This window comes from Dryocola clanedunensis subsp. sulfonylureivorans (assembly GCF_016756775.1).
In the GTDB taxonomy this organism is placed as follows: domain Bacteria; phylum Pseudomonadota; class Gammaproteobacteria; order Enterobacterales; family Enterobacteriaceae; genus Dryocola; species Dryocola clanedunensis.
The window spans coordinates 137,689-158,876 of record NZ_JAERMU010000008.1; the positions used below are offsets into that span (position 1 = coordinate 137,689).

The 21,188-nt window shown below is 52.9% G+C and carries 22 protein-coding genes and 3 pseudogenes; 9 read left to right on the forward strand and 16 right to left on the reverse strand.

The annotated features are described in order from the left end of the window. Positions 1–47: 47 nt before the first annotated feature. Positions 48–1,466 (reverse strand): DHA2 family efflux MFS transporter permease subunit, encoded by a 1,419-nt coding sequence (locus HYQ67_RS10290; protein ID WP_202303597.1) that lies wholly within the window; start codon positions 1,464–1,466, stop codon positions 48–50. Between the two features lie 129 nt (positions 1,467–1,595). On the opposite strand from HYQ67_RS10290, the gene HYQ67_RS10295 reads away from it, so the two are divergent. After that, positions 1,596–2,510: a LysR family transcriptional regulator gene (locus HYQ67_RS10295; RefSeq protein ID WP_202303598.1), complete on the forward strand. Its 915-nt coding sequence runs from the start codon at positions 1,596–1,598 to the stop codon at positions 2,508–2,510. 108 nt (positions 2,511–2,618) lie between these two features. Next, complete coding sequence (locus HYQ67_RS10300) at positions 2,619–2,912, forward strand: YicS family protein (RefSeq protein WP_202303599.1); 294 nt, start codon at positions 2,619–2,621, stop codon at positions 2,910–2,912. A gap of 104 nt (positions 2,913–3,016) precedes the next feature. On the opposite strand, the gene pqqU is transcribed toward HYQ67_RS10300, so the two are convergent. Continuing rightward, positions 3,017–5,146, reverse strand: coding sequence for a TonB-dependent receptor PqqU (gene pqqU / locus HYQ67_RS10305; RefSeq protein ID WP_431355435.1), 2,130 nt, complete (start codon positions 5,144–5,146; stop codon positions 3,017–3,019). A 281-nt stretch (positions 5,147–5,427) separates the two neighbouring features. Between pqqU and HYQ67_RS10310 the strand changes: the two genes are divergently transcribed. The 3 genes from HYQ67_RS10310 to HYQ67_RS10320 all read left to right on the forward strand — a co-directional run bounded on the left by HYQ67_RS10310 (position 5,428) and on the right by HYQ67_RS10320 (position 7,261). Then, positions 5,428–5,988 (forward strand): fasciclin domain-containing protein, encoded by a 561-nt coding sequence (locus tag HYQ67_RS10310; RefSeq protein WP_202303601.1) that lies wholly within the window; start codon positions 5,428–5,430, stop codon positions 5,986–5,988. Positions 5,989–6,053: 65 nt separating this feature from the next. Next, positions 6,054–6,611, forward strand: coding sequence for an RNA polymerase sigma factor (locus HYQ67_RS10315; RefSeq protein ID WP_202303602.1), 558 nt, complete (start codon positions 6,054–6,056; stop codon positions 6,609–6,611). Further along, the gene (locus HYQ67_RS10320) at positions 6,608–7,261 is read left to right on the forward strand and encodes an anti-sigma factor (protein WP_202303603.1); all 654 of its coding nucleotides are present in this window, start codon (positions 6,608–6,610) and stop codon (positions 7,259–7,261) included. Before HYQ67_RS10315 ends, HYQ67_RS10320 begins: the two co-directional genes overlap by 4 nt. A gap of 46 nt (positions 7,262–7,307) precedes the next feature. Here HYQ67_RS10320 and HYQ67_RS10325 read toward each other — a convergent pair whose 3' ends face one another. The 6 genes from HYQ67_RS10325 to ycgZ form a co-directional block, all read right to left on the reverse strand. Beyond that, a complete protein-coding gene (locus tag HYQ67_RS10325; protein ID WP_202303604.1) occupies positions 7,308–8,999 on the reverse strand; it encodes a thiamine pyrophosphate-binding protein in 1,692 nt (563 codons plus the stop codon). Positions 9,000–9,036: 37 nt separating this feature from the next. Continuing rightward, a complete protein-coding gene (locus HYQ67_RS10330) occupies positions 9,037–9,777 on the reverse strand; it encodes an SDR family oxidoreductase (RefSeq protein WP_202303605.1) in 741 nt (246 codons plus the stop codon). A gap of 77 nt (positions 9,778–9,854) precedes the next feature. Continuing rightward, a complete protein-coding gene (locus HYQ67_RS10335) occupies positions 9,855–10,061 on the reverse strand; it encodes a hypothetical protein (RefSeq protein WP_202303606.1) in 207 nt (68 codons plus the stop codon). Between the two features lie 432 nt (positions 10,062–10,493). Beyond that, positions 10,494–10,772 (reverse strand): biofilm development regulator YmgB/AriR family protein, encoded by a 279-nt coding sequence (locus tag HYQ67_RS10340; protein WP_202303607.1) that lies wholly within the window; start codon positions 10,770–10,772, stop codon positions 10,494–10,496. Positions 10,773–10,812: 40 nt separating this feature from the next. Next, positions 10,813–11,118, reverse strand: coding sequence for a hypothetical protein (locus HYQ67_RS10345; protein WP_202303608.1), 306 nt, complete (start codon positions 11,116–11,118; stop codon positions 10,813–10,815). 162 nt (positions 11,119–11,280) lie between these two features. Further along, positions 11,281–11,526 carry a regulatory protein YcgZ gene (ycgZ, locus tag HYQ67_RS10350; protein ID WP_202303609.1) on the reverse strand — a complete coding sequence of 82 codons (246 nt, stop codon included), beginning with the start codon at positions 11,524–11,526 and terminating at the stop codon, positions 11,281–11,283. Between the two features lie 343 nt (positions 11,527–11,869). Between ycgZ and HYQ67_RS10355 the strand changes: the two genes are divergently transcribed. Then, positions 11,870–13,093: a diguanylate phosphodiesterase gene (locus HYQ67_RS10355; RefSeq protein ID WP_202303610.1), complete on the forward strand. Its 1,224-nt coding sequence runs from the start codon at positions 11,870–11,872 to the stop codon at positions 13,091–13,093. A gap of 245 nt (positions 13,094–13,338) precedes the next feature. Next, positions 13,339–14,070, forward strand: a complete 732-nt coding sequence (locus tag HYQ67_RS10360) for a MerR family transcriptional regulator (protein ID WP_202303611.1) — start codon at positions 13,339–13,341, stop codon at positions 14,068–14,070. Positions 14,071–14,157: 87 nt separating this feature from the next. Here the strand turns inward: HYQ67_RS10360 and HYQ67_RS10365 are convergent, their stop codons facing one another. The 6 genes and pseudogenes from HYQ67_RS10365 to HYQ67_RS10390 form a co-directional block, all read right to left on the reverse strand. Continuing rightward, positions 14,158–14,394: a biofilm development regulator YmgB/AriR family protein gene (locus HYQ67_RS10365; RefSeq protein WP_202303612.1), complete on the reverse strand. Its 237-nt coding sequence runs from the start codon at positions 14,392–14,394 to the stop codon at positions 14,158–14,160. Between the two features lie 188 nt (positions 14,395–14,582). Beyond that, positions 14,583–15,581, reverse strand: a complete 999-nt coding sequence (locus HYQ67_RS10370) for a hypothetical protein (RefSeq protein WP_237391184.1) — start codon at positions 15,579–15,581, stop codon at positions 14,583–14,585. 327 nt (positions 15,582–15,908) lie between these two features. After that, positions 15,909–16,040: pseudogene (locus HYQ67_RS10375) on the reverse strand (Ail/Lom family outer membrane beta-barrel protein); the annotation flags it as partial. Then, a pseudogene (locus HYQ67_RS10380) lies at positions 16,031–16,444 on the reverse strand (DUF6862 domain-containing protein); the annotation flags it as partial. The pseudogenes HYQ67_RS10380 and HYQ67_RS10375, both read right to left, overlap by 10 nt. A 44-nt stretch (positions 16,445–16,488) precedes the next feature. Further along, a complete protein-coding gene (locus HYQ67_RS10385) occupies positions 16,489–16,731 on the reverse strand; it encodes a hypothetical protein (RefSeq protein WP_202303614.1) in 243 nt (80 codons plus the stop codon). Further along, a pseudogene (locus tag HYQ67_RS10390) lies at positions 16,728–18,866 on the reverse strand (hemagglutinin repeat-containing protein); the annotation flags it as partial. The pseudogene HYQ67_RS10390 and the gene HYQ67_RS10385, both read right to left, overlap by 4 nt. A gap of 402 nt (positions 18,867–19,268) precedes the next feature. Between HYQ67_RS10390 and HYQ67_RS10395 the strand changes: the two are divergent. Further along, complete coding sequence (locus tag HYQ67_RS10395) at positions 19,269–19,616, forward strand: helix-turn-helix domain-containing protein (protein ID WP_202303616.1); 348 nt, start codon at positions 19,269–19,271, stop codon at positions 19,614–19,616. Between the two features lie 69 nt (positions 19,617–19,685). Next, a complete protein-coding gene (locus HYQ67_RS10400; RefSeq protein WP_202303617.1) occupies positions 19,686–20,048 on the forward strand; it encodes a SymE family type I addiction module toxin in 363 nt (120 codons plus the stop codon). Positions 20,049–20,095: 47 nt separating this feature from the next. On the opposite strand, the gene HYQ67_RS10405 is transcribed toward HYQ67_RS10400, so the two are convergent. Together HYQ67_RS10405 and HYQ67_RS23990 are read right to left on the reverse strand one after the other, a co-directional pair. Further along, positions 20,096–20,362, reverse strand: a complete 267-nt coding sequence (locus HYQ67_RS10405) for a hypothetical protein (protein ID WP_202303618.1) — start codon at positions 20,360–20,362, stop codon at positions 20,096–20,098. Next, entirely contained in the window at positions 20,349–21,176 is an 828-nt protein-coding gene (locus HYQ67_RS23990; protein ID WP_348519209.1) for a VENN motif pre-toxin domain-containing protein, read from the reverse strand. The genes HYQ67_RS10405 and HYQ67_RS23990 overlap by 14 nt, the downstream gene beginning before the upstream one ends. Positions 21,177–21,188: the final 12 nt, after the last annotated feature.

Sequence of the window (21,188 nt, forward strand, 5' to 3'; positions counted from 1 at the left end):
AGCAAAACGTCAGCCGTCGCGCCTCGTTATTAGGGATTTAAATAGCCTCAGGCCCGGTGTGGCTGGCGGCGTCGGTTACGCAGGCTGCTGAATCCAATGGCTAAAATCGTAGCTGCCGCAGCCAGCCACAGGCTCATGCGCACCGCCTGAGCTTCCTGCATCACGCCAGCTCCCGAGTGCAGCCAGAACGACAGAATCACCCCGACCAGCGCCGCGCCCAGGCATTGCCCAAAAGTACGCATTACCGCCAGCACGCCAGAGGCATAGCCGCTGTTTTCTCGCGACGCGTTAGCCAGCATCTCGCGGTTGTTGGGGGTTTGAAAACAGCCGAACCCGAGGCCGCAAATCAGGCTGCGCAGCGCGATATCCCAGGTCTGAGCCTGTTCCGGCAGGAGCGCGAGCAGGATCAGACCGGCGGCAAATACGCACAGCCCAACGGTGGAAATCATTGCGGGCGGATAGCGGTCCGCCAGGCGTCCGGCGTGCGGGGCGGCAAGCATGATGCCAACCGGCCACGGCATAAACAGCAGCGCCGAAACGAAAACGCTGTGGCCGTAGACGCTCTGGAACAGGAACGGCAGGGCGACGAACGTGATGCCCTGGCTGACAAAAGAAGCAAGCGAGGTGAGCGCAGCAAGAGAGAATCGCGATGAGGCGAACATTTCAAGCGGCAGCAGCGGCTGCGCGGCGCGGCGTTGACGCCAGATAAACAGCCCGGCCGCGGCGATGGCGGTCAGACCATAGGCCGATGCGCTGAGCAGCTCGTGAGCGTCTGCTTTGGCAAAGCTATCTGCCGCCACGATCAGTGCGCCGAGCATAACGGCCGAAAGCAGGGCGCCCGCGTAGTCAAAAGGTTTGCTCTGGCTGGTCTGATTGGCGGGCAAAACTCGCAGGCTGAGCAGAAACGCGATAACGCCCAGCGGAACGTTTATGGCGAACAGCCACGGCCAGCCTAAAGAAGAGAGCAGGGTGCCGCCGAGCAGCGGCGCGACGGCGGTGCTGGTGGCAATCAGCAGGGCGTTCATGCCGAGGATGCGCCCCAGCAGCCGGTTGGGGAATATTGTCCGCAGGATGGCGGGTGCGATGCTCAACGTTGCCGCGCCGCCGATCCCCTGAACGATGCGCATCACGACCAGCATATCGAGAGAGGAAGAGAGCGCACAGCCGAGTGAGGCAAAGGTGAACAGCGCCAGGCCAAAGGTGAACAGGCGGCGGAAGCCAAGGCGGGTGGCGAGGGCGGCGAAAATCGCCAGCGTCATTGCCGCAGATAATAAATAGCCGTTGGCGACCCAGACGGACGCGCCTGCCGTCACGTTCAGCGCCTTTGCAATCTGTGGAAGAGCGATATTAACCATCGAGCCGTCGAAGACCGCCATCGTTGTGGTGGTCATTACTGCGATTGTCGCTAAACGCCGCTCGCGCCCCGGAAGTCCTTCATCGCCGGGTTGATCTGAAAAAAGTGACATTAACTACCTCTGCCGTTCGGTGGGGAATTGTCGATGCGGGGACTATAGCCAGCGGGGAGATAAGGCGGAAGGCGCAGCGGTTGCAGTTATAACCTGCACGAAACGCCATATGTGATGCTAAGATGCGGTATGACTGAACCAGATCTCAATTTACTCATCGCCCTCGACACGTTTCTGGCTGAAGGAAGCGTGGCCGGGGCTGCCCGCCGCCTGGGATTAAGCGCTTCGGCGATGAGCCGCACGCTCGGCCGCCTGCGAACGGCTACGGGCGATCCTCTGCTGGTGAGAGCGGGGCGCAACATGGTGCTCACGCCCTATGCAGAAGCGATCCGCGAGCGGGCGCGAAATGCGGCATTTGAAGCTCGTGCGCTGCTCAGCCTTTCAACCTCGGAACTCTCCCTCACCACGCTGGAACGCACTTTTGTCATCCGGGCCAATGATGGCTTTGTTGAAGCGTTTGGCGCGCAGCTGATAGCGGCGGCCGCAAGCACCGCACCGCTCGCACGCCTGCGCTTTGCGCCAAAGCCCGAAAAGAGCGCGAAACACCTGCGGGAGGGGCTGGTCGATCTGGAGATTGGTACGCTGGGGGAGATGGGGCCGGAAATCCGCCTACAGGCTCTGTTCAGAGACCATTTTGTCGGCGTGGTGAGGAGAGGGCACCCGCTGTCAGAGGTGGCCGTCATAAGCGCTGAGCACTATGTTGCCTTCGGTCATGTCGTGGCGTCGCGCCGGGAGCGAGTGACGGGACCGGTGGACGAAGCGCTGGCGGATATCGGTTTGCAGCGCAATATTGCCGCTATTGTACCGAGTTTCCCGGCCTCGCTGGCGGTGGCAAAAGCTTCCGATCTTATCGCGCTGGTGCCTGGCTTATTTCTGCTAAATCAGCCGGCGGACGCGTTTTATGTGTTTGAACTCCCGGTAAAAACCAGGGGGCTGACCGTTTCACAGATGTGGCATCCCCGTAACGAAGTTGACCCTGCTCAGCGTTGGTTAAGACGGCTGGTGCTGGACGTTTGTCGCGAGCAGCTGCCCGCCAGCCGTTGATATTCATTTTCAGCGGCCCAGGCCGCACGTTTGCGGATCTCTGCCGACTTACATATAGTTAACAAAGGAACAAACCTATATCGCTAACTTATGATTCAAGGAGATCCAATGGGTGCTTTAAGAGTGACTGTGCTGTTGTTTTCCTGCCTGTTTTATATCAACGCCCAGGCAGATTCACCCTTCAGGGACCTTCAGTTTGGGGAGAATAAACTGCAGATCCTGAGCGATCTGAAAAAAATCTGTCACACGCAAAAGCCGATGACAGACGATGCGCTGGCCAACAAACTGCTCGCCTCAGATGAAAATAAAGCGCATCTCCGCGACGCCAGAATAGCGCTTGAGCGGAACAATCAGCAAAACTACTGGGACGCGCTGGGCAAAGTAGAGTGCCCGGAAATGTGAAGGTGCAGAAAAGCTGTGAGGTCGGGTGACGCTTGCGCTTATCCGACCTGCGCCTCAGTTGGTAGGGTAGATAACCGCAAACGTCATTCACCGCAGAGAGTGAATTATAAGAACGAATAACTCAGGTTGACGCCAATGCCGTAATTCCGTCCCGGTGCCGGTTCGAAATAGCGGTCATTACCTTCGTTAACGATGACCGATCCGACATACTCCCGGTCGAACAGGTTATCTACCCGCCCCCAGACGTCCAGCTGCCAGCTTTCGCGAATACGGAATTTGTAGCCGCTGTTCAGTGACGCTACGGTGTAAGTCGGGGCTTTCGCATCATTTTCATCATCTGCCTGAATATCACTCATATAACGCACGTCCGCACCGGCGTAAAAACCTTCCGCAGGGGCGTATTCCAGCGCCGCGTATCCCATGTTGCGCGCGATACCCGGCATCCGGTTGCCTTTGCAGTTATCGTCACCGCAAACATTGGTACGGTAGGTTGCGTCAAGATAAGTCCACGCGGCCTTCACCCGCCAGTCGTCAGCAAACTGCTGATCGAGAGAAACTTCAACGCCACGACGGCGGGTTTCACCGGCATTTTTGTAGGTGGTGCGTCCGCCGCTGCTTTGATCTACCACGATCTCATTGTCGGTATCCGTCTGGAACACGGCGGCGGTGAACAGGCCGTTGCCGACGCGGGTTTTGCTGCCCACTTCGATGGTGTCGCTGGTGGACGGTTGCAGACCAAAGTTCAGCCCGGACAGGCCATCGTCGCGATAGGACAGTTCGTTGATGGTCGGGGTTTCAAAGCCGCGGCCCGCGGAGGTATAGACATTCCACGAATCGGTAATCGCGTATTTCAGGGACGCGGCTGGCAGCCACTTATGATAGCTTGCATCACCGCTGTCATCGCCGTTGGCACCGGTGATGTAATAGTCGTTAGAGTCGAAATAGACCGAACTGAAGCGGACCCCGGCATCCAGACTCAGCTTATCGGTGAACTGCCAGGCGGTTTGCAGATAAGGGTCAACGTTCCACATCAAGTTACGTTCGTTACGGCGCAGGTTGCCTTTTTCTCCCAGCTCGGTCGTGCCGTTTTCCACCACGAAGTTTTCATAACCCTTGCGCTTTTCAGACATGGTTTCGTAATCAAGGCCAGTGGTGAAGGTGAACGGCATAGAGAGCAGATTGCCACGATGCGTCCAGCGAGAATCAATGCCCTGATAGTGACGGGCCAGCTGGATCACGCCTCCCGGATGGGTCGGATTAAGCTGTGGGCCAACGGGAATTGACTGGTATTGTGTTGTTTCGCGTTCACCGGCGTAGGCCATGATGCTCAGATCGTCATTCGCCGTCAGCTGGCGCTCGTAATGCAGGCCAGCCTGCGTCTGTTTGGTGGTTTTACGGGTGTTGTACTGCTCGGCACGCGGGGCCTGGGTTGGGTTGTCGTGCCACTCCTGTTCGGTCAGGCCGCCCGGATCGTTTGCATCGATATCCACGCTGTTGAACAGGAAAGTCAGCTTGCTGGCATCGTCCAGGCGCACGCCCAGTTTGGCATTGCCGAGGTTTTTCTGCGCGCTGCTGTGGTCACGATAGCCGTGGGTGGTAAAGCGTGATGCGGACACAGAATAATCGACATCGCCAGCCTGCGTACCGTCACCGGTAGAGCCAGACGCTTTGACGCTGTTGCGCCAGCTGCCAAAACTGCCGTAATAAGTGCTGGCCTCAAGCGTCGGCGGCTGCGTCCCCGTGGTGGTGGTGACATTGACCACGCCGCCGGATGAGTTGCCGTAGAGCGCTGAAAATGGGCCGCGCAGAACTTCGATGCTGTCCACGCTGTTGATATCAATGTTAGAGGTCTGACCCTGACCATCCGGCATGGTGGCCGGAATCCCGTCAACGTACATGCGTATACCGCGTACGCCGTAAGTCGAACGCGAACCAAACCCACGTATTGAAAGTTGCAGATCTTGCGCGTAGTTCTGACGGTTCTGCACCTGCAAACCGGGCACCGCGCTCAGACTCTCTGACAGATTGACGCGTGGCGCGGCCTGGCGCATATCGTCGCCATAAACAACGCTAACGGCCGCGGGGGTATCCAGTTCGGATACAACGCCGGGGCTGGCGGTCACCACCATAGTTTGTTCATTTTCTTTGGGTGTCTCATCCGCAAGAGCCGGAGATACCCATGGCGACAGGGCTGGCAGCAGGAGCAGAGACAGGCGGGACTTTCCGTGTGGCATCATTTTCATCAGTACAAATTCATCAGGTGAGAAGGGCGAGCGTCCAGACGAACCATCTGGAACATTTGCGCATATGTTAATACTTATGAAGAAAGTTTGAAAACTGTAAAGGCACTTTACGTTAATGATAAGTGTTGGTGAAGAAGGTGGTTGAGGCAAGCAGGGCTGGTGTTTTTCTGTCTTTTTAAAAAACTTTCATTTTAACTGCATCCGATTTTCATCCTCATCCGTATATCAGAGTGTGAGCACCTTTCCCGCTCCCTACCATAGAGGACAGAACCATGAACAAATATCTCGTTTCCGCCTTCTCCACGACCTTACTGTTCAGCGCGTTAAGCTCGGCCGCCATGATGAATGATTCCGTGATGGTGGGCGGCGCGGCAATGTATCCTTCTAAAAACATTGTTGAAAATGCCCTGAATTCAAAAGATCACACCACTCTGGTTGCCGCCGTTAAGGCCGCGGGCCTGGTCGATACGCTGCAAGGGGCGGGTCCCTTCACCGTCTTTGCGCCAACCGACGCGGCTTTTGCCAAACTGCCTGCCGGGACCGTGGATAAGCTCATCAAACCAGAAAACAAAGCCATGCTGACCAGCATCCTGACCTACCACGTGGTGGCCGGGAAATATGATATGAAACAGCTGGAACAGAAAATCAAAGCGGGTGGCGGTCATGCGGAGCTGAAAACCGTGAACGGGCAGCCGCTGTGGATCATGAGCAACGGCCCGCACAATATTCAGCTTAAGGATGGGAAAGGCAACGTGGCTAACATCAGCACCTATGATGTGAATCAGAAGAACGGCGTGATTGACGTTATCGATACGGTTCTGATGCCTAAGTAATCTCTGTCTATACTCGGTGTGGGCAGGCGCAATCGGTGACCTGCCCACACTCAATCAGGACAGCTATGGATAATGCGTTAGTGCAGCAGCAGGTGGCTTTGGTCAGGGCAATTGCCGGAGGCGATCGCCACGCGTTTGAACAGCTCTATCGCCTGACGTCGCCGCAGCTTTTTCCGGTGGCGCTGCGTATGTTACGGCGCTCCTCGTGGGCCGAAGAAGTCCTGCATGACAGCTTTCTGGCCGTATGGAACCGGGCGGCCAGCTACGATCCCGCCTGCAGCTCCCCAATGACCTGGCTTACGCATATTGTTCGCAACCGCTGCATCGACTGGCTGAGAAGCGGAAGCGCGCAAAGCAGCGGGCTTGAAGAGGAGCTCACCGAATTCACGCCGACGCCAGCGTCGCAGACAGGTGTGGATGCACTACATGACGATGATGAAGTGGATAAGCTCACCCGATGCCTGGCCCATCTCGAACCCGATCAGCGCCAGAGCGTGGTGCTGGCCTATTATCAGGGGATGTCGCACAGTGAGATTGCCGCCTGGCTGCACCAGCCGCTGGGCACGGTGAAAAGCTGGGTGCGCAGGGCGTTAACTCACCTCAGGGAGTGCGTCGGGCTATGAACAGCAAACAAGAAAACGACAGCGCGCTGGCGGCCGAATATGCTCTGGGCACGCTGCGAGGCGGAGCACGCCTACATTTTGAGAGACGTCTGGTGAGCGATCCCACCCTGGCTGAACAGGTAGGACGCTGGCAAACCATGCTTTCCAGGCTGGATGCGACCGTCGTGCCGCTACGACCACCTGAGCGCGTGTGGAAGAAAATTAAGCTCAGTTTACCGCCGCAGCGCAGCGCATCACGCTGGAACTGGAGCTATCTGGGCTGGGCGCTTGCCGCCGGACTGGCTGCGGTGGTGCTGATACCGTATATCACATCGAAACCGCAGGTGCTGTCGCCGCTGGTGGTGTTAAATAGCAGCGACGCAGGGAAAGGGCAGTGGATTGTCAACGCCGACCGCGAGCGCAGCCAGCTAAGCCTGACGCCGGTGCAGTCGCAGTCGGTAGCCGCTACGAACAGCCTGCAGCTCTGGGCGATACCCGCGGGTGAAAAACCTGTTTCACTCGGTCTGCTGGACAGCGGTAAGCCAACGCTGCTGAAGGTCGCTAACGTGACGTTGTCACCTGGAACGACCATTGCTATCAGCCTGGAGCCTAAGGGAGGGTCGCCGACCGGACAGCCAACGGGGCCAGTGGTCTACAGCGGGGCGTTGTAAACAAACGAGGAGCGGGAAAACCGCTCCAGACGTCAGGCCGGGCTGGCTAACCCGCCGAGATTATCACCTCAATCAGATTTGTCTTCCCGCTGGCTATGCCGCTCTTAACCGCCGCTGCGATATCCACTGCTTCGGTGACCCGGCATGCGCTGATGCCCATCGACACCGCGAGCGACTGAAAGTCAATGCAGGGGTTGACGAGATCCATGCCAATGAATCTCCCTTGGGCAACGGAAGTGTAGGATGCTTGGCTTTTCATGAAGTTTTTAAGCACGTTGTACTCAAAATTATTCATGACGATAAACGTCACCGGCAGTTTTTCGTGGGCGGCAGTCCACAGCGCCTGTGGTGAATACATTGCTGCGCCGTCGCCCACCAGACAGACTACCGGCTCGCGGCCGCGCCCCAGCGAATGACCTACCGCAGCAGGCATGCCCCATCCCAGGCCTCCGCCGCGCATAAAGTAATATCGCTGGTACTGCTGGTCGGAAATAAATTTCCTGATGTAGTCGGTTGTTGCAATCGCCTCATCAACGATAGTGACGCCCGGCGGGATAGCGCGAAGAACCTCGTGGGCTGCGACCAGGGGCGAAATAACGGGGTGGGTAAATTCCGATGAGAAAACAGCCTCAAGCAGCTGCTGGTTTTTTTCACGCTCGCTTTTCGCTTCGTTAATACGCTTCTGAAAAAGCGTTTTCTTACGACAGGTCAGGCGTTCGAGCTTAGGCAACAGCTGCTGAAGCGAGATTTTGATATCGCCCATCAGCGACAGCCTGGTGGGATAAGTTCTGCCTAACTCGTTCATATCTGAAGAAAGCTGATACACCACACAGTCCTGTGGAATAGCTTCAGCTTCGCTGTAGAGAATAGTGATTAAACTTTTGCCGCCCAGAATGAAGACGGCATCGTAGTTCATAATGATTTTTGCGATATCCCGGGACACCGTAGGCATATTCCCTCGCCACAGGGGATGATGGGGCGGGAAGGGCAAATTTAACGGCCAGGACGAACCGTAAACGCACGCCCCCAGCATTTCTGCCAGCAGGACAGTCTCATCCGTTGAATGGTTGCTGTGAATTTCATCACCGGCAATCATCATCAGCTTACCTGGCTGCACATTGCTTAGCTCAACCGCAAGCTCATTCAGCGAGCTGGCGACGGTATGGTAATTCACCCGCGAAGAGGCAAGAATACTGGCATCGTGCATCTCTTCCATGACGTCCATGGGGAGCGACAGCAGCACCGGACCAGCCGGGGGATAGCTGGCATCGTGAAACGCTCGCCTTACCAGTACCGGAAGCTGAGCGGCGCTGGTCACTTCTTTTGTCCACTTCGCGACGGGAGAGGCAATGGACACCACATCATCATAAAGCAGAGGCTCGCGCACATAGTGCCGGGTGTCCTGCTGGCCGACCGTCACGACAAGCGGCGTTTTCATGATTCGCGAGTTAATCAGGTTACCCATGCCGTGGCCCAGTCCGCTTGCGGTATGCAAATTCAAAAAACCTGCTTTACCTGATGCCTTTGCGTATCCGTCGGCAATCGCCACCGCGCTGCTTTCCTGCAATGCCAGAACATAATGAATATCCTCGTGGCGAAGCAGGGCATCGATGAGCGGCAGCTCTGTGGTGCCAGGATTGCCAAAAATATATTCAACGCCTTCGCTTTCAAGCACTTCAAGCAGCATATCTGCACCCGAACGCAGCGAGAAGTCTGCCAGCGTATTGATGGATTTCATGGCCTGTCTACCTTATTCAGAGGAACGTCATACGGCTTCAGTATTCTTCGCGAGTCGGGCGGATGACTATCTCATTCACGTCAACCTCCGCGGGCTGTTCTATGGCGTAAGCAACAGCTTTTGCGATAAACAGCGCCGGAATGGCCTGCTGATAAAATTCGCCCAGAAACGCCTTGCTGTCGGCGTCAGAGCTACCGTGCAGCAGTTCACTCTCAACGGCGCCAGGGGAGATAAGCGTTGTGCGGATATGACTGCCAGCCTCGTATCGCAGCCCCTCGCTTAGCGCCCTGACGGCAAATTTTGTCGCGCTATAAACCGCGCCTCCCGGACTCAGCACTTTTATCCCGGCGACCGAGGCCACGTTGATGAAATGTCCAGACTTCTGGTTTTCGAAAACGGGCAGCGCCGCAGCGATACCGTTAAGCACCCCTTTAATATTGGTATCAATCATCCGATCCCACTCCTGCGTTTTAAGCGAGGCCAGGGGAGCGATTGCCATGTAACCTGCGTTGTTGATAAACACATCAACACGACCAAATTTTGCAACAGCCACGTCCACTACACTTTTAACCTCGCTGAGACGGGTCACGTCGGCCTTAATAGCCATAGCCTGGCCACCTGTTTGGATAATTTTTTCGACCAGTGCGTTGATGCGATCGATGCGCCGGGCTACGAGCACCAGCGTTGCCCCTTTTTCGGCAAGAAAAAGAGCGATAGCTTCACCAATTCCACTGCTTGCTCCGGTAACGACGACAACCCGTTGAATTAAATCACTCACAAATCACCTCTTGATTACTAATTAAACCAGATGTTCGAATTTTAAATATCAATAAGCGGAGCATTCTTTTAGCGTTGTCACGCGTCATTAGCACGCACATTAATTAATGGGTGGCGCAACTGGACCGCATGCAGGGCTACGGTCCAGGCATCTAAAGTCGTATTACCGGCGATCTCGGCGGTAACCGTGAAATGTTTTGGGTTAACCGGGTCGATTAACCATGCATAACTTTCCAGTGGGCCGAGTGTTCTGAGAAAAACTTCGCTTTCGGTTTCAGTTTTCATAACGCCCTCATGAAAATATAATTAACACAACGAATGTTGTCATGTGCGTGTCAGCACAATAAATATATTGTATATGCAGGGGGTGATATCTATCTAAAGTAACTATTTGAAGTAGATTATTGATCTGTTTTTTATGAAAGAGTGAGTTCTTATATTCTTCGTGATGACTATACGTAGAAAATAGGTTCTTGCAAATAAAAGTAACGCCGATGGCATAGCAATAAAACAGCAAAGTAATATTGTTTTCTTATGGTCTTATAAATATATTATATTTTCGGGATCTGTTGCGTGCGGATTTTATGTTAAAAAGAGAGTTTATTCTTTGCCACTACAAAGTGTTAAACATTTGGGAGAACTTTAGCTGGACTTGAAATCATTTCAGAAGCGGGGGAGAAAAAATTATCCATCCATGGATAGCACTAAACGTTACGTTCAGATGTCGTCCATTGTGTAACCAACAACGATTTCCAGCGTCTTACGAATCACGTCAGCCGTAACGACGTCATCGGTACATTCCAGGGCGTTTACCAGCCACAGAATGATCGTTTTGTTCGTGACATGGCCTTCCGAGGCGAGAATATCGCTAATCGCGGAACCCAACAGGGCAGACTCTTCGGCCAGCAGGTCGCCAGCACAACGAAAATATTCTGACATAGCCGTGTTTGACAGGGCTTTATAGATATCTGATTGCTGTTGCGTAGCCTGTATCATGTCGTTTCACCGTAAGTTGATTGTTAGTGACCTTTTTAAGTCAGTGGATGTTGTCTTTGCCCTGTGGCTGTCCGTCGCGAAAAAACGAACCGGGCATTTCGCTATTACCTTGATCTCTTTCATTTAACTCATGTTTGAGACGGCGGCGTTTTGTTGCCATCTCCTTGACATCATTAATAACACGCACGATGGCCTCACGGCGCTGAAGGTCGGTTTCTCCAGCCTCCATGGCCCGCAGTTTTGCTAACAGGGTCTGAGTATTAATCGCCCCCTTACCCCTCAGCAGGGCCAAAACCGCTTCACCAATAAGTTCATCTGCCTGTCGATCAAATTCACTACTTTTCATAACTACGTCTCTGATGGCCACACTATCCAGCACCGGAAGCGCAGCAAGAAGCCAACTTTCCGATGGAACAGGTCCGCCGGAGACTGGCAGCCAGAAGTGAAATCGTGAACTTACCTCTGCCAGAGTTGACAAAAATAAACGGATAAATCGTAACCGTTGGTCTTATACCTCGCGTTCAAACAGCAGGCCAATCAGCGCATGATAATGACTCTCTTCTTCCGGCCCGGAGGCATGTTCAAGGCGGGAGAGCAGTTTAGTACACAGCGTTTTACGGTTCAGGTTACGGCGGTCGCCAAGGATCTCCACCACAATCTGTCCCAGCGTTTCCTGTTGGGTCGGTAGCTCAGCCTTGTTGAAATATTGGGCAATATCATTGGCGGCGTCCGGTAGGCTGCTGTTCTGGCGCATTTGTCGCTCCTGTAAAAATTAAGTCATCAAAAAGTTATATTTAAACTATACGCATTTTAAAAATCTGTACATAAAACTTGTACAAAAAAATGAGTGTTTTTGAGATGAAATTTTATTTCTTTTTTTATTCAATTGGTTAGGCTGGTAAGTTTAATGGTTTCGCTCCGTTAATATTGTACATTTAAAATATAGAAGGGATGAGAGCGAGGCGAGAAGAGCTAAGCTGCTGTCCTGAAAGGTTTTCTTTGTGTAAATAGCTTGTTAATTTCAGGCCCATTTCGAGACGAGCTGACAACAATCTGCTAATGTAAGTGCTCTAAACAGCCATCGTTTCGGAAAATTCATGCTTACAACAATCCTGTATCGCAGCCATATTTGCGACAACGTTTCGGTTAAATCGCTGGAGGAGATGGTCGCTACAGCCAACCAGCGTAACGGCGATGCGGATGTCACGGGTATTCTGCTGTTCAACGGCACGCATTTTTTCCAGCTGCTGGAAGGACCCGACGAGAGCGTTTCGACAATTTACCAGCATATCTGCGGGGACCGCCGTCACTACAACCTTGTGGAACTGATGCGCGATTACGCCCCTGCGCGGCGGTTTGGTAAGGCTGGCATGGAACTCTTTGATTTAAGGGAGCATGACAAGGACGACGTCCTGCAAACCGTGCTGGATAAAGGCACGACAAAATACCAGTTATTCTATGATGACAGGGCGCTACAGTTTTTCCGTACCTTTGTCGAAGCCACTGAAAAAGAAAACTATTTTGAAATTCCCTCCGCTGATTCATGGGAGTTTATTGTCGATGATTCTCTTCTGCCGCCCGCGAAGGTGGTCCCGGCGGATTCAGCGGCATGCAGTTTCGCCTTCCAGCCGATTATTGACCCGCTTGCCAGGGAGGTGGTGGCGCTGGAAGCACTGCTTCGTACTCCGGACGGTCTTCCCCCGCAGGCCTGGTTTGAGGGGCTGGCGGGTGATGAAATCTACAAAGCAGACCTGAACAGTAAAAAAATCGCCTTCGCCATGGCCAGGGACTTAGGGCTTCGGGATCGGACGCTGTCCGTGAATCTATTGCCGATGACGTTAGTGCACATCCCCGGCGCGGTGGGGTTATTACTGCAGGAAATTGAAGCCAACGGCCTGGTGGCCGAGCAGATTATTGTCGAGTTCACCGAGCGGGAGGTCATCTCTCGTCTCGATGCGTTCACCGATGCGGTCAGGCAATTAAAAGCTGCGGGTATCCGGGTTGCGATTGAGCACTTTGGCGAAGGCTTCGCGGGGCTATCGCTGCTGGCCCAATTCCAACCTGATAAGATTAAAATTAATCGTGATTTGATCAGGGATGTGCATAAAAGCGGTCCGCGGCAGGCTATTATCCAGGCCATCATACGCTGCTGTACTTCTCTTGAAATTACGGTCACCGCCGTGGGCATTGAAAAAGCTGAAGAGTGGATGTGGCTTGAATCTGCGGGGATTTATCAGTTTCAGGGGCATCTTTTCGCCAGCCCATGTCAGGCTGGCATTCCCGCTATCCGCTGGCCGGAAAAGAAAATCCCTTTCATTTAAGCCACCTCAGTCTGGCGGCCGGCGTGTGCTGGCTGCCGCGCATCATTAATCCTCTCTGCTTGATGAAAAATCCTGTACAACCTGGCGTGAACTATCTTTCAGACGCAGCCCTTTGCTATGCTTAATCAGCGTAAGATAAGCTGATTATCCGCTCTCCTTCCTTTTGTACAAAAAATTAAATTTGTACAACCTGGTGAGAATGGTTAGTTTAGGGATCGACGTATCAGGTCAGCGTGGGGAGATTTATGGCCTATTACAGTATCGGCGACGTTGCCGAACGATGCGGGATTAACCCCGTTACGCTGCGTGCCTGGCAGCGACGCTATGGTTTACTGAAGCCGCAGCGCAGTGAAGGCGGCCATCGTCAATTTGACGAGGAGGACGTCCAGCGTATCGAAGAGATAAAACGCTGGATGCAGAGCGGCGTGCCGGTCAGTAAAGTCAAAGCGCTGCTGGAAGAGAAAAAGAACCACTCTGATGACAACTGGACATCGCTTCAGGAAGAGATGATGGGCATCCTGCGCCAGGTGCGTCCCGCGAGATTACGCGCCGCCATTGCGACTCTGGGGCGTGATTATCCAGCGGACGACCTTATCGACCACGTCTTTGTTCCGGTACGCCAGCGGCTTTGTCTGGAGCAGAATACAGCGCGCGCAATGGGCAGCCTGCTGGACGGGGCGCTGATTAACTATGCGGCGTTGTGTCTGGGCGAATCGCTTAAAAAAAGTGGGCGCGAGGCGCTGCTGATTGGGTGGGGCACTGAAGATCGTACCCGTCTGTGGCTTGAGGCCTGGCGTCTGTCCAGGCGTGGCTGGCACATTGATGTCCTTGCTGAACCGCTGGACTCACCGCGCCCAGAGCTTTTTCCCGGGCAGCACATTTTTGTATGGGCAGGACAGGTGTTGTCACTCCGTCAGCAGGAACAGCTGGATCACTGGCAGGAGCAGGGATATACGATGTATTGCCACACGGCATAGTCAGCAATATTTTAACAGCAACCCGGGCTTACAAGTCAGAATAGTTACCCGGGCTTTGAAAGATATATTCCCCTTACGTTACGCTTATCAGGAATTTATCTCGCTGGTGCTCAATAAAAATGTCAGGGTTTGCCGATAAATATCGACCAGAATGACATTCGTTTCGCTTTCCATCTGCTTCGTCATTATCATCCGCACGTCACGAAGGGTGGCAAAACCTTTCTCGGCCAGCAATTTTTCTTTTACTGCATTGACCAACGCAGAGTCTGATAAAAACTGCGCAGGAATAGTATGAACAAAACTGTTCACTGAAATATCAGTCATGCAAAACGATCCTCAAAAGTTAAATACAATTCAGGGTTGACGGGAAATTATCGGTCAAGGCCGAGGCTAAAAGCAGGCAAAACATTCGTTGCTTTGCCTGCTAAAAAGTCCATTACTTATAGTCGATGCTGCATTATTCGTCGGATAATCTCACTGTTTTAAGATAAATCCTGGTACGGCCCGGCGGCTTATCGTAAAGGTCTTTGATGGCTCACGACCCTGCGCGAGTAGCCACGAAAGCCCAGCATCCCCATGGCGCCTGCCAGAACAGCCTCGATGATCAGCATGAAGAAGGTGAACCAGCTGGCTTTCGCCGTTGCCGAGGCCGCTTTTTCCCCTGCTTCACGCGCCTTTTGCTCGGCCTGTTTTTTCAGCTCTTCATATTTCGCCCGTGCTGCCTGATAGTTTTTCTCGGCTTGGTCAACTAGTTGCTGAGCTTCAGCATCAGTTTTGCCGGTGCGGGCAACAATAATATTTTTAAGCGCTTCTTTATCCGCGGCTTCAAAGGTATTGCTGTTGCGGGACACCAGGCCTTTCACGAAAGCAGTGATGTCTTCCCCCTGGCCCAGCCGATCTTCTGCTCTTTGCCCCTCGTTAGCCGCCTGTTGTTGCAATGCTTCCGGCTGGAGTTCAGGCTTGCCCGTTTGCCTTAGCGTTGTCAGCAGCTGGTTCTGGAAATCATCAAGGTTGATGTTATTTTCGTCGAGCTTCTCTTTGGCCATATTGGCAACCGAAGGGGCCGCGGCCGAAAGACCATTCCCCAGCGTTTGTACGCCTGCCCCCAGCACATTAGCTGCGCCGGTGACGGCATAGTTCGCCATAGCGAGTAAAAAAGCGCTGCAGATTAGTGTGTTGACGCCAAACATCATTACGCCATGCAGGCATCCATCACGGTGGGCCAGATAGCCGCTGAGATAACCTCCTGCGGCGATAGCAATCAGCATGCTGATACCGGTCCAGATAGCCGCTCCGGTCGCCACCCCGTCAAGGGGGTTTTGCTCTTTCAGAGGATCGATTGTTGTTGCACCCACGGCGGTTCCTAACACCATGAGAAGTAGATAAATCACCATGGAAATAACCACACCGGCAAAAATAGCGCTCCAGGAAATACGCTTCAGTAATGCTCCTCGTGCCGGAATAATTTCGGTTTCATAAGTGCTGGTATCATCAAAGTTACGGTCGGTCATATCGAACTCCACGTTTTTGTGATAGCGAAGAAAGCCCAACGGGAGCTGCGCTTTTATCTGACGCAGCGGACTGTATAAGAATAGTCCTTTAGTTAAATGCCCACCTTAATTGGCTTAAAAAAATGTAGTTAAGCGGATTGCGGGGAGGGATTTTGACAGTGGGAGTGTTTAATTATTTGAAATATTGCTGAGGTGTTAGACTAAAAGCACTATAACGCCAGTTAATAACCTGGATTATTTTCTGGCCGCTGAAGTGGATACCTTGCGAGAAGCGAGACGGCATTATTTAGCTGGAGCGGAGAAGCCGCTCCAGCAGCATAAGCTCACTCAGAAACGATAGCCGATGCCTACGTTGAATCCATTGATAGCGAAGGTATCACCGTCACCGTTCTTATAATCAGAGCCTTCGTAACCAACATCAATAACCAGATTATCCATTGGGTTTATTTGTACGCCTGAGCTGTCTGTCGATCAACACCCAACACATCCATTGCATACTGCGTTAGTGCATCCTTCACCTGCTGCTGATTCTGTGCATCAACACTGGTGATATTCAGCAGATTTGTTATCTGACCGTAGGCATCCGCATACTGCTGACTGGCTTTTGAGTTGTAGTTGCCGGTGGTCTCGTATTCACCTTTGGCCGCGATAACTTCCAGCCTTGCTCCGGCACACGCCGCACTTCCGGCATTTCCGTTACCACAGGCATCAATGACCTTCTGGTCACTGGCGATATCTTTTTCACGCAGCTCGTTCACTGCCTGCTGCGCTTTCTCACGTTCAACCGGATCTTTACTGTTGAGTTTAAGCTTCGCCAGCTCAAGCTCCGTCTTATCCGACACGCTCAGGAAGTTATTTTCAACTACAGTTCCTACTCTGTGAATGAATTTTTTATCTTGTCTTCATTCTAAAATCCTTTTAATTTAAATAGCCTGGCAATAACAAAAATAGCGCCAGTGAAACTGCCAATTACACAAGCAATTTTAATAGTTTTCAGAATATCGGCTTTTGTCAAATCGAAAGATCCTGTTAGCATCCAAACTAAAACGTCTATAGACAAGGCTATACACAGGAAACTAATCACAACCCCCAGCGTACAGGCGATAAAAAGAATCAGCAGGCTTGATACTCTCTCATTGAAAGGTTTCATTTCATTTTATCCTCAATGATTGGTTCGAGTTTTTTTCCGCCATACTCGGAAGAGAAAGATGCTCCTATGTCGCCAAAACTGCCAGGAATGTTACTCGGTATTACTTCTTTTGAAATACCAAAATCGCCCTTAATCTCAGTATACTGTTGCAGAGTCGGATTATATTTCGGGTCCCATCCACCTTTCCACCAGTTTGCCCCAGCATTTACTCCCCATGAGAACCCTTTACCAATGCCATAGCCGACACCCGATCCAGCACCATTGATGAGCGCGCCAGAAAGTGGATCCTTATCGTCTATCCAATTACCAAATGCTCCACCGGCTGCATTCCAGCCGACAGTACCTGCCAACCCATTGCCCATACTTATAACATTCACCCAGCCACCAATCGCAGCGTTTGCCGGATCTATCGTGCCATCTGCAAGATAACTAATACCGGCATTTGCTCCAGCGCCAAGTGCCCACATAGCCTGAGCACTTCCTGGCAGTAAAGCAACTCCGCCCCCCGCAAGCGCCAGACCTACAGCATCACTTTCATTTTTCGCTTTTTGGCACGCTGATCCGGCCGGATTATCGGAACAACTCGCCATATCTGCTCCATGCTGACGTATCCATGCCGCTTGTGACTCTTCATTTCCGCCAAACAGGTTATTCTCAACCACCGTCTTCCCGGTCTGCGCCCCGGCAACGGCATCGGCTGTGCTGTTTCCGGCCAGTCCGCCCGCAAGACCGGCTGCCAGTGTAGCAAGAGCTGAGACGGTTTGCTTCTCCGTTTCGCTCAGTTCACTGACCGGCTTTCCGTAAGCATTCAGCGCTATCAGTCCGACCAGTTCCCCGGTTGCAGCACCTGCTGCACCCACCAGGGGGCTGTTTTCCTGGGCCGCGGCGAGGGCGGCGTTCACGACGGCGTGGGCCATCGTTCTGGCAGCCGGGTCGTCAACGCTGTCGGCAATCACTTTGGTTATATACGGGGCGGCACCGTTGGCGAGTGCTCCGGCTATATCGCCCCCGACCAGCCCCTGTACCGCAGCCGTGGCCGCCTGTATCCCCTGCTGGATGGCGCTGCCGGTGCCATACTTCTGCATTTCAGCTTTGTAGACATCCGTTTTTCTCAGCTCGTCGGCGCTGAGTTCAGGATGTTTTTCTTTCGCCTTTTCCAGCCCGTTGATATCACCCTGCGTCCGCGCGATGTCAGCGGCCTGGCTCCCGATTTCCCCAATCAGCTGCGCTTCCTGCAGGCGCCTCTGCTCTTTTTCCTTGTCAAAGATAGGGGAGAGCGTCTGGTTGGCGTGCTCCACGTCGCGGCTCAGGCTGGCGACGTCCTGGGGCTGGCTGTCCTTGTCCCGGATGGTTATCGTGCCGTTACTCACCGCCGAGCGGGTCGTCGAGTCCGCGCTGTCGCTGCCGTTAACGCCAACCAGCAGGCTGTTGGCCATGTTGCCGGTGAACTGGTCCGCAATGCTGCCGCCGGTGCTGGCTCCGATGCTCAGGTGCTCCACCTTATACTCCGCGTGGTTGTTGATATCCCCGAAGCCCAGCGTGCCGGTGTCGAGGCGGTTCTTCTCCGCGCTGCCCGTTGAGCCAATCACGGCCCCGTTCAGCTGCGTGTGTTCACCCACCGTGATATCAAAGCCGCCGTTACCCGCAAAGATGCCGGTCTGCTCGATAACCGAGTCCCAGGTGCTGTGCATCTTGTCCAGCGCCAGGTTCACCGAGGCGGAGCCGCCACTCATACTGCCGCTGATGCCGCCGCTGGCGCTGGTCTGCTTCGAATCGTAGCTGTCGCTGTCCTGCTCGCTGGTCAGAACAAGGCTGCGGCCCACGTCCATCGTCACCCGGCTGCCGCTGACCTGCGCCCCGGTCAGCGCGGTGTCGCGCCCGCTGACGATGCTGACGCCGCTGCCCGCGTCCAGCGTGGTCTCCGAGTGGGTGGTGCCGTTGCCGCGCTCGTTGCCCCTGCTTTTGTTGCCGCTGGCGTTAACGGTAAGGCCGTTGCTGCCCTGGCCGAAGTTAATACCCACGCCCACCGCGCCGCCGTGGCTCTCGTTTTTGCCGTCGAGCCTGCTGGTGTTGACGCCGGAGTCCAGCAGCACGTCGCGCTTCGCGCCGAGCGTCAGGTCGTTCCCGGCCTGCATGCCCAGCTGGCCGTCGTAGAAGGGATAAGTTTCATAAATCATCCTTGATTTACTCAATAATATTTAAGAACAGAGTGATGGAATATACGTAAATGTCAGGACCAATAGAATAACATCAGTACTATTCCTGATAAATTAAAGATTAATGTTAGCCTCTGTAAACTTATGATTTAATAATTACTGAAGCTTTGAATGCATTATCTGTTGTCTTTTTCAGTAATTCGTATCGAATTTACATGGAATGGTAACCTAAATATTTTTATCAGCAGCCGTAAGAATGAAACTGAATGAAAACGATATAAATATATTGTGCACTGTTACGCATAATCTTTTTATACCTGTTGAGACAAAACTGTGTCCTTCGTAACATGAAATAATCAGTTATACAGACGAAGGAATTATATGGACCTCTCTGCGCGTCTTTACAAGATCCGTAAGCATAAAGGACTCACCCGAAAGATGATGGCCTTGTCTTCAGGCGTAAATCTCAATCAAATCAGACGATACGAAATCGGACTAGCGACGCCATCACTGGAGGCTTTGAAGAGAATAGCGCAAGCGCTACGGGTGACAGCAGATTCATTAATTTTTGATGAGAGTGAACGTCTGCCGGAGAACGACCTGCTTCTTCAGTTCAGAGCAGTTTCAGAGATGACGGCAGAACAGCAGTACATTGTTAAGCAGTTGATAGAAGGGATGATCATTAAGTACGAAACGGAAAGGTGGTCATCAAGAATGAAAGGGGAATAATGTGCGCAGTGATAACGGGTTGCCGCCCATTACCACCGCTGACCACCATTAACTATGAAGGAGTTAATCATGGCTGAGAACGATTCTAAGTCAGAAGTCGTCACAACTGAAGTACCAGAGTTAAAAAATCGCCGTTATACCGTGGGTTACATTCGGGACTGGAAAACGCATGAACCTGCCACTTCCATCACGCTTAAGGGGAACTGGCTAAATGATGCGGGGTTTGCGACCGGGACGCCGCTGAAGATCCGCGTCATGCCCGGTTGCCTGGTGCTCACCGCTCAGGAACCATTACCCGCACCGCCGCCAGAGCCGGAGATTATGCAGACGCTGAAGAAGGTCTGTAAGCTCCCGATCCGCAAGCAGCGGCAGATCACTGATTTTATTGAGATGATCATGGCTAAACGGCCGTCTGTCGGGAAGTGGAGTTGACGGCTGACAGGCAAAAGATCCCAACCAGAAATGGTTGGGATCTTTGGTTACTCCTTGGGGAGTGATTGCTTATCTTTGCGTGCCTTCATCCAGGACATAAACCAGATTCCTGCACCTAGAGGAAGACCGCCACTTAAACCATATTTCACAGAATAAAAAGCTTCTTTTTTCCAACTGAAGAAAAACTTACCGTCTTGTAAGTAAAATATTATTGCTATACCCAAACTCACTAAGAAAACGGTAATAAATATAACAAATGGCCAATATATACATAGAAAAAGAAAATAATAAAAACCGGTTTTATTTATTTTCATTATCTTTCTTCCTTTTATCTAACTGGTCCGTTACTTTTCCGCCAGCGACTTCTGATGTTAGAGAACCAACAACAGCCCCGCCAATTTCTGAAGATACTTTCTCAGTAATCTTACCGGCAACAGACCCTGCAGCCGTACCCACTCCAGCCCCGATCATCGCATTAGTCGGATCTTCACCTTTGATTGTGCTGCCAATATAAGCACCACCAATGCTGACTCCTTCCGTAAGCAATGGACCTTTGCCCTGCGTTAACGCCCCTGTTCCTATCGCGATCAACGCATCAGTATAACTAAAGGGTTTGTCACCATTCACCGTAAGCTGCGTACTCACATTAGCCGCACCACCGATAGTACCGCCCGTTGCCACCGCTCCCGCATCGACTACGGAACCCGTCCCCATCGTAGCAGCGGTACTCATCAGTAACGCCCAGGATTTCACCAGTTCACTGGCCGGTTGAGGTGCACCTGTTCCCAGTCCTTTCGCAAGATCGCTTTGTGCCTGCGCTATTTCTGTGGCAGTAGCGCCGTTCTGCGCCATAAACAGGCCTAATGAAGACGAAGCCTGAACACTGTTCATCATACCGCCGGGCAGACTCAGGGCATTTTGTTCAACCACCGTTTTCCCGGTCTGCGCCCCGGCTACCACATCCGCCGTGCTGTCTCCGGTTAAACCGCCCGCCAGGCCTGCTGCAAGGGTAGCAAGGGCCGACACGGTTTGCTTCTCCGTTTCGCTCAGTTCACTGACCGGTTTTCCGTAAGCATTCAGCGCTATCAGTCCGACCAGTTCCCCGGTTGCAGCACCTGCTGCACTCACCAGGGGGCTGTT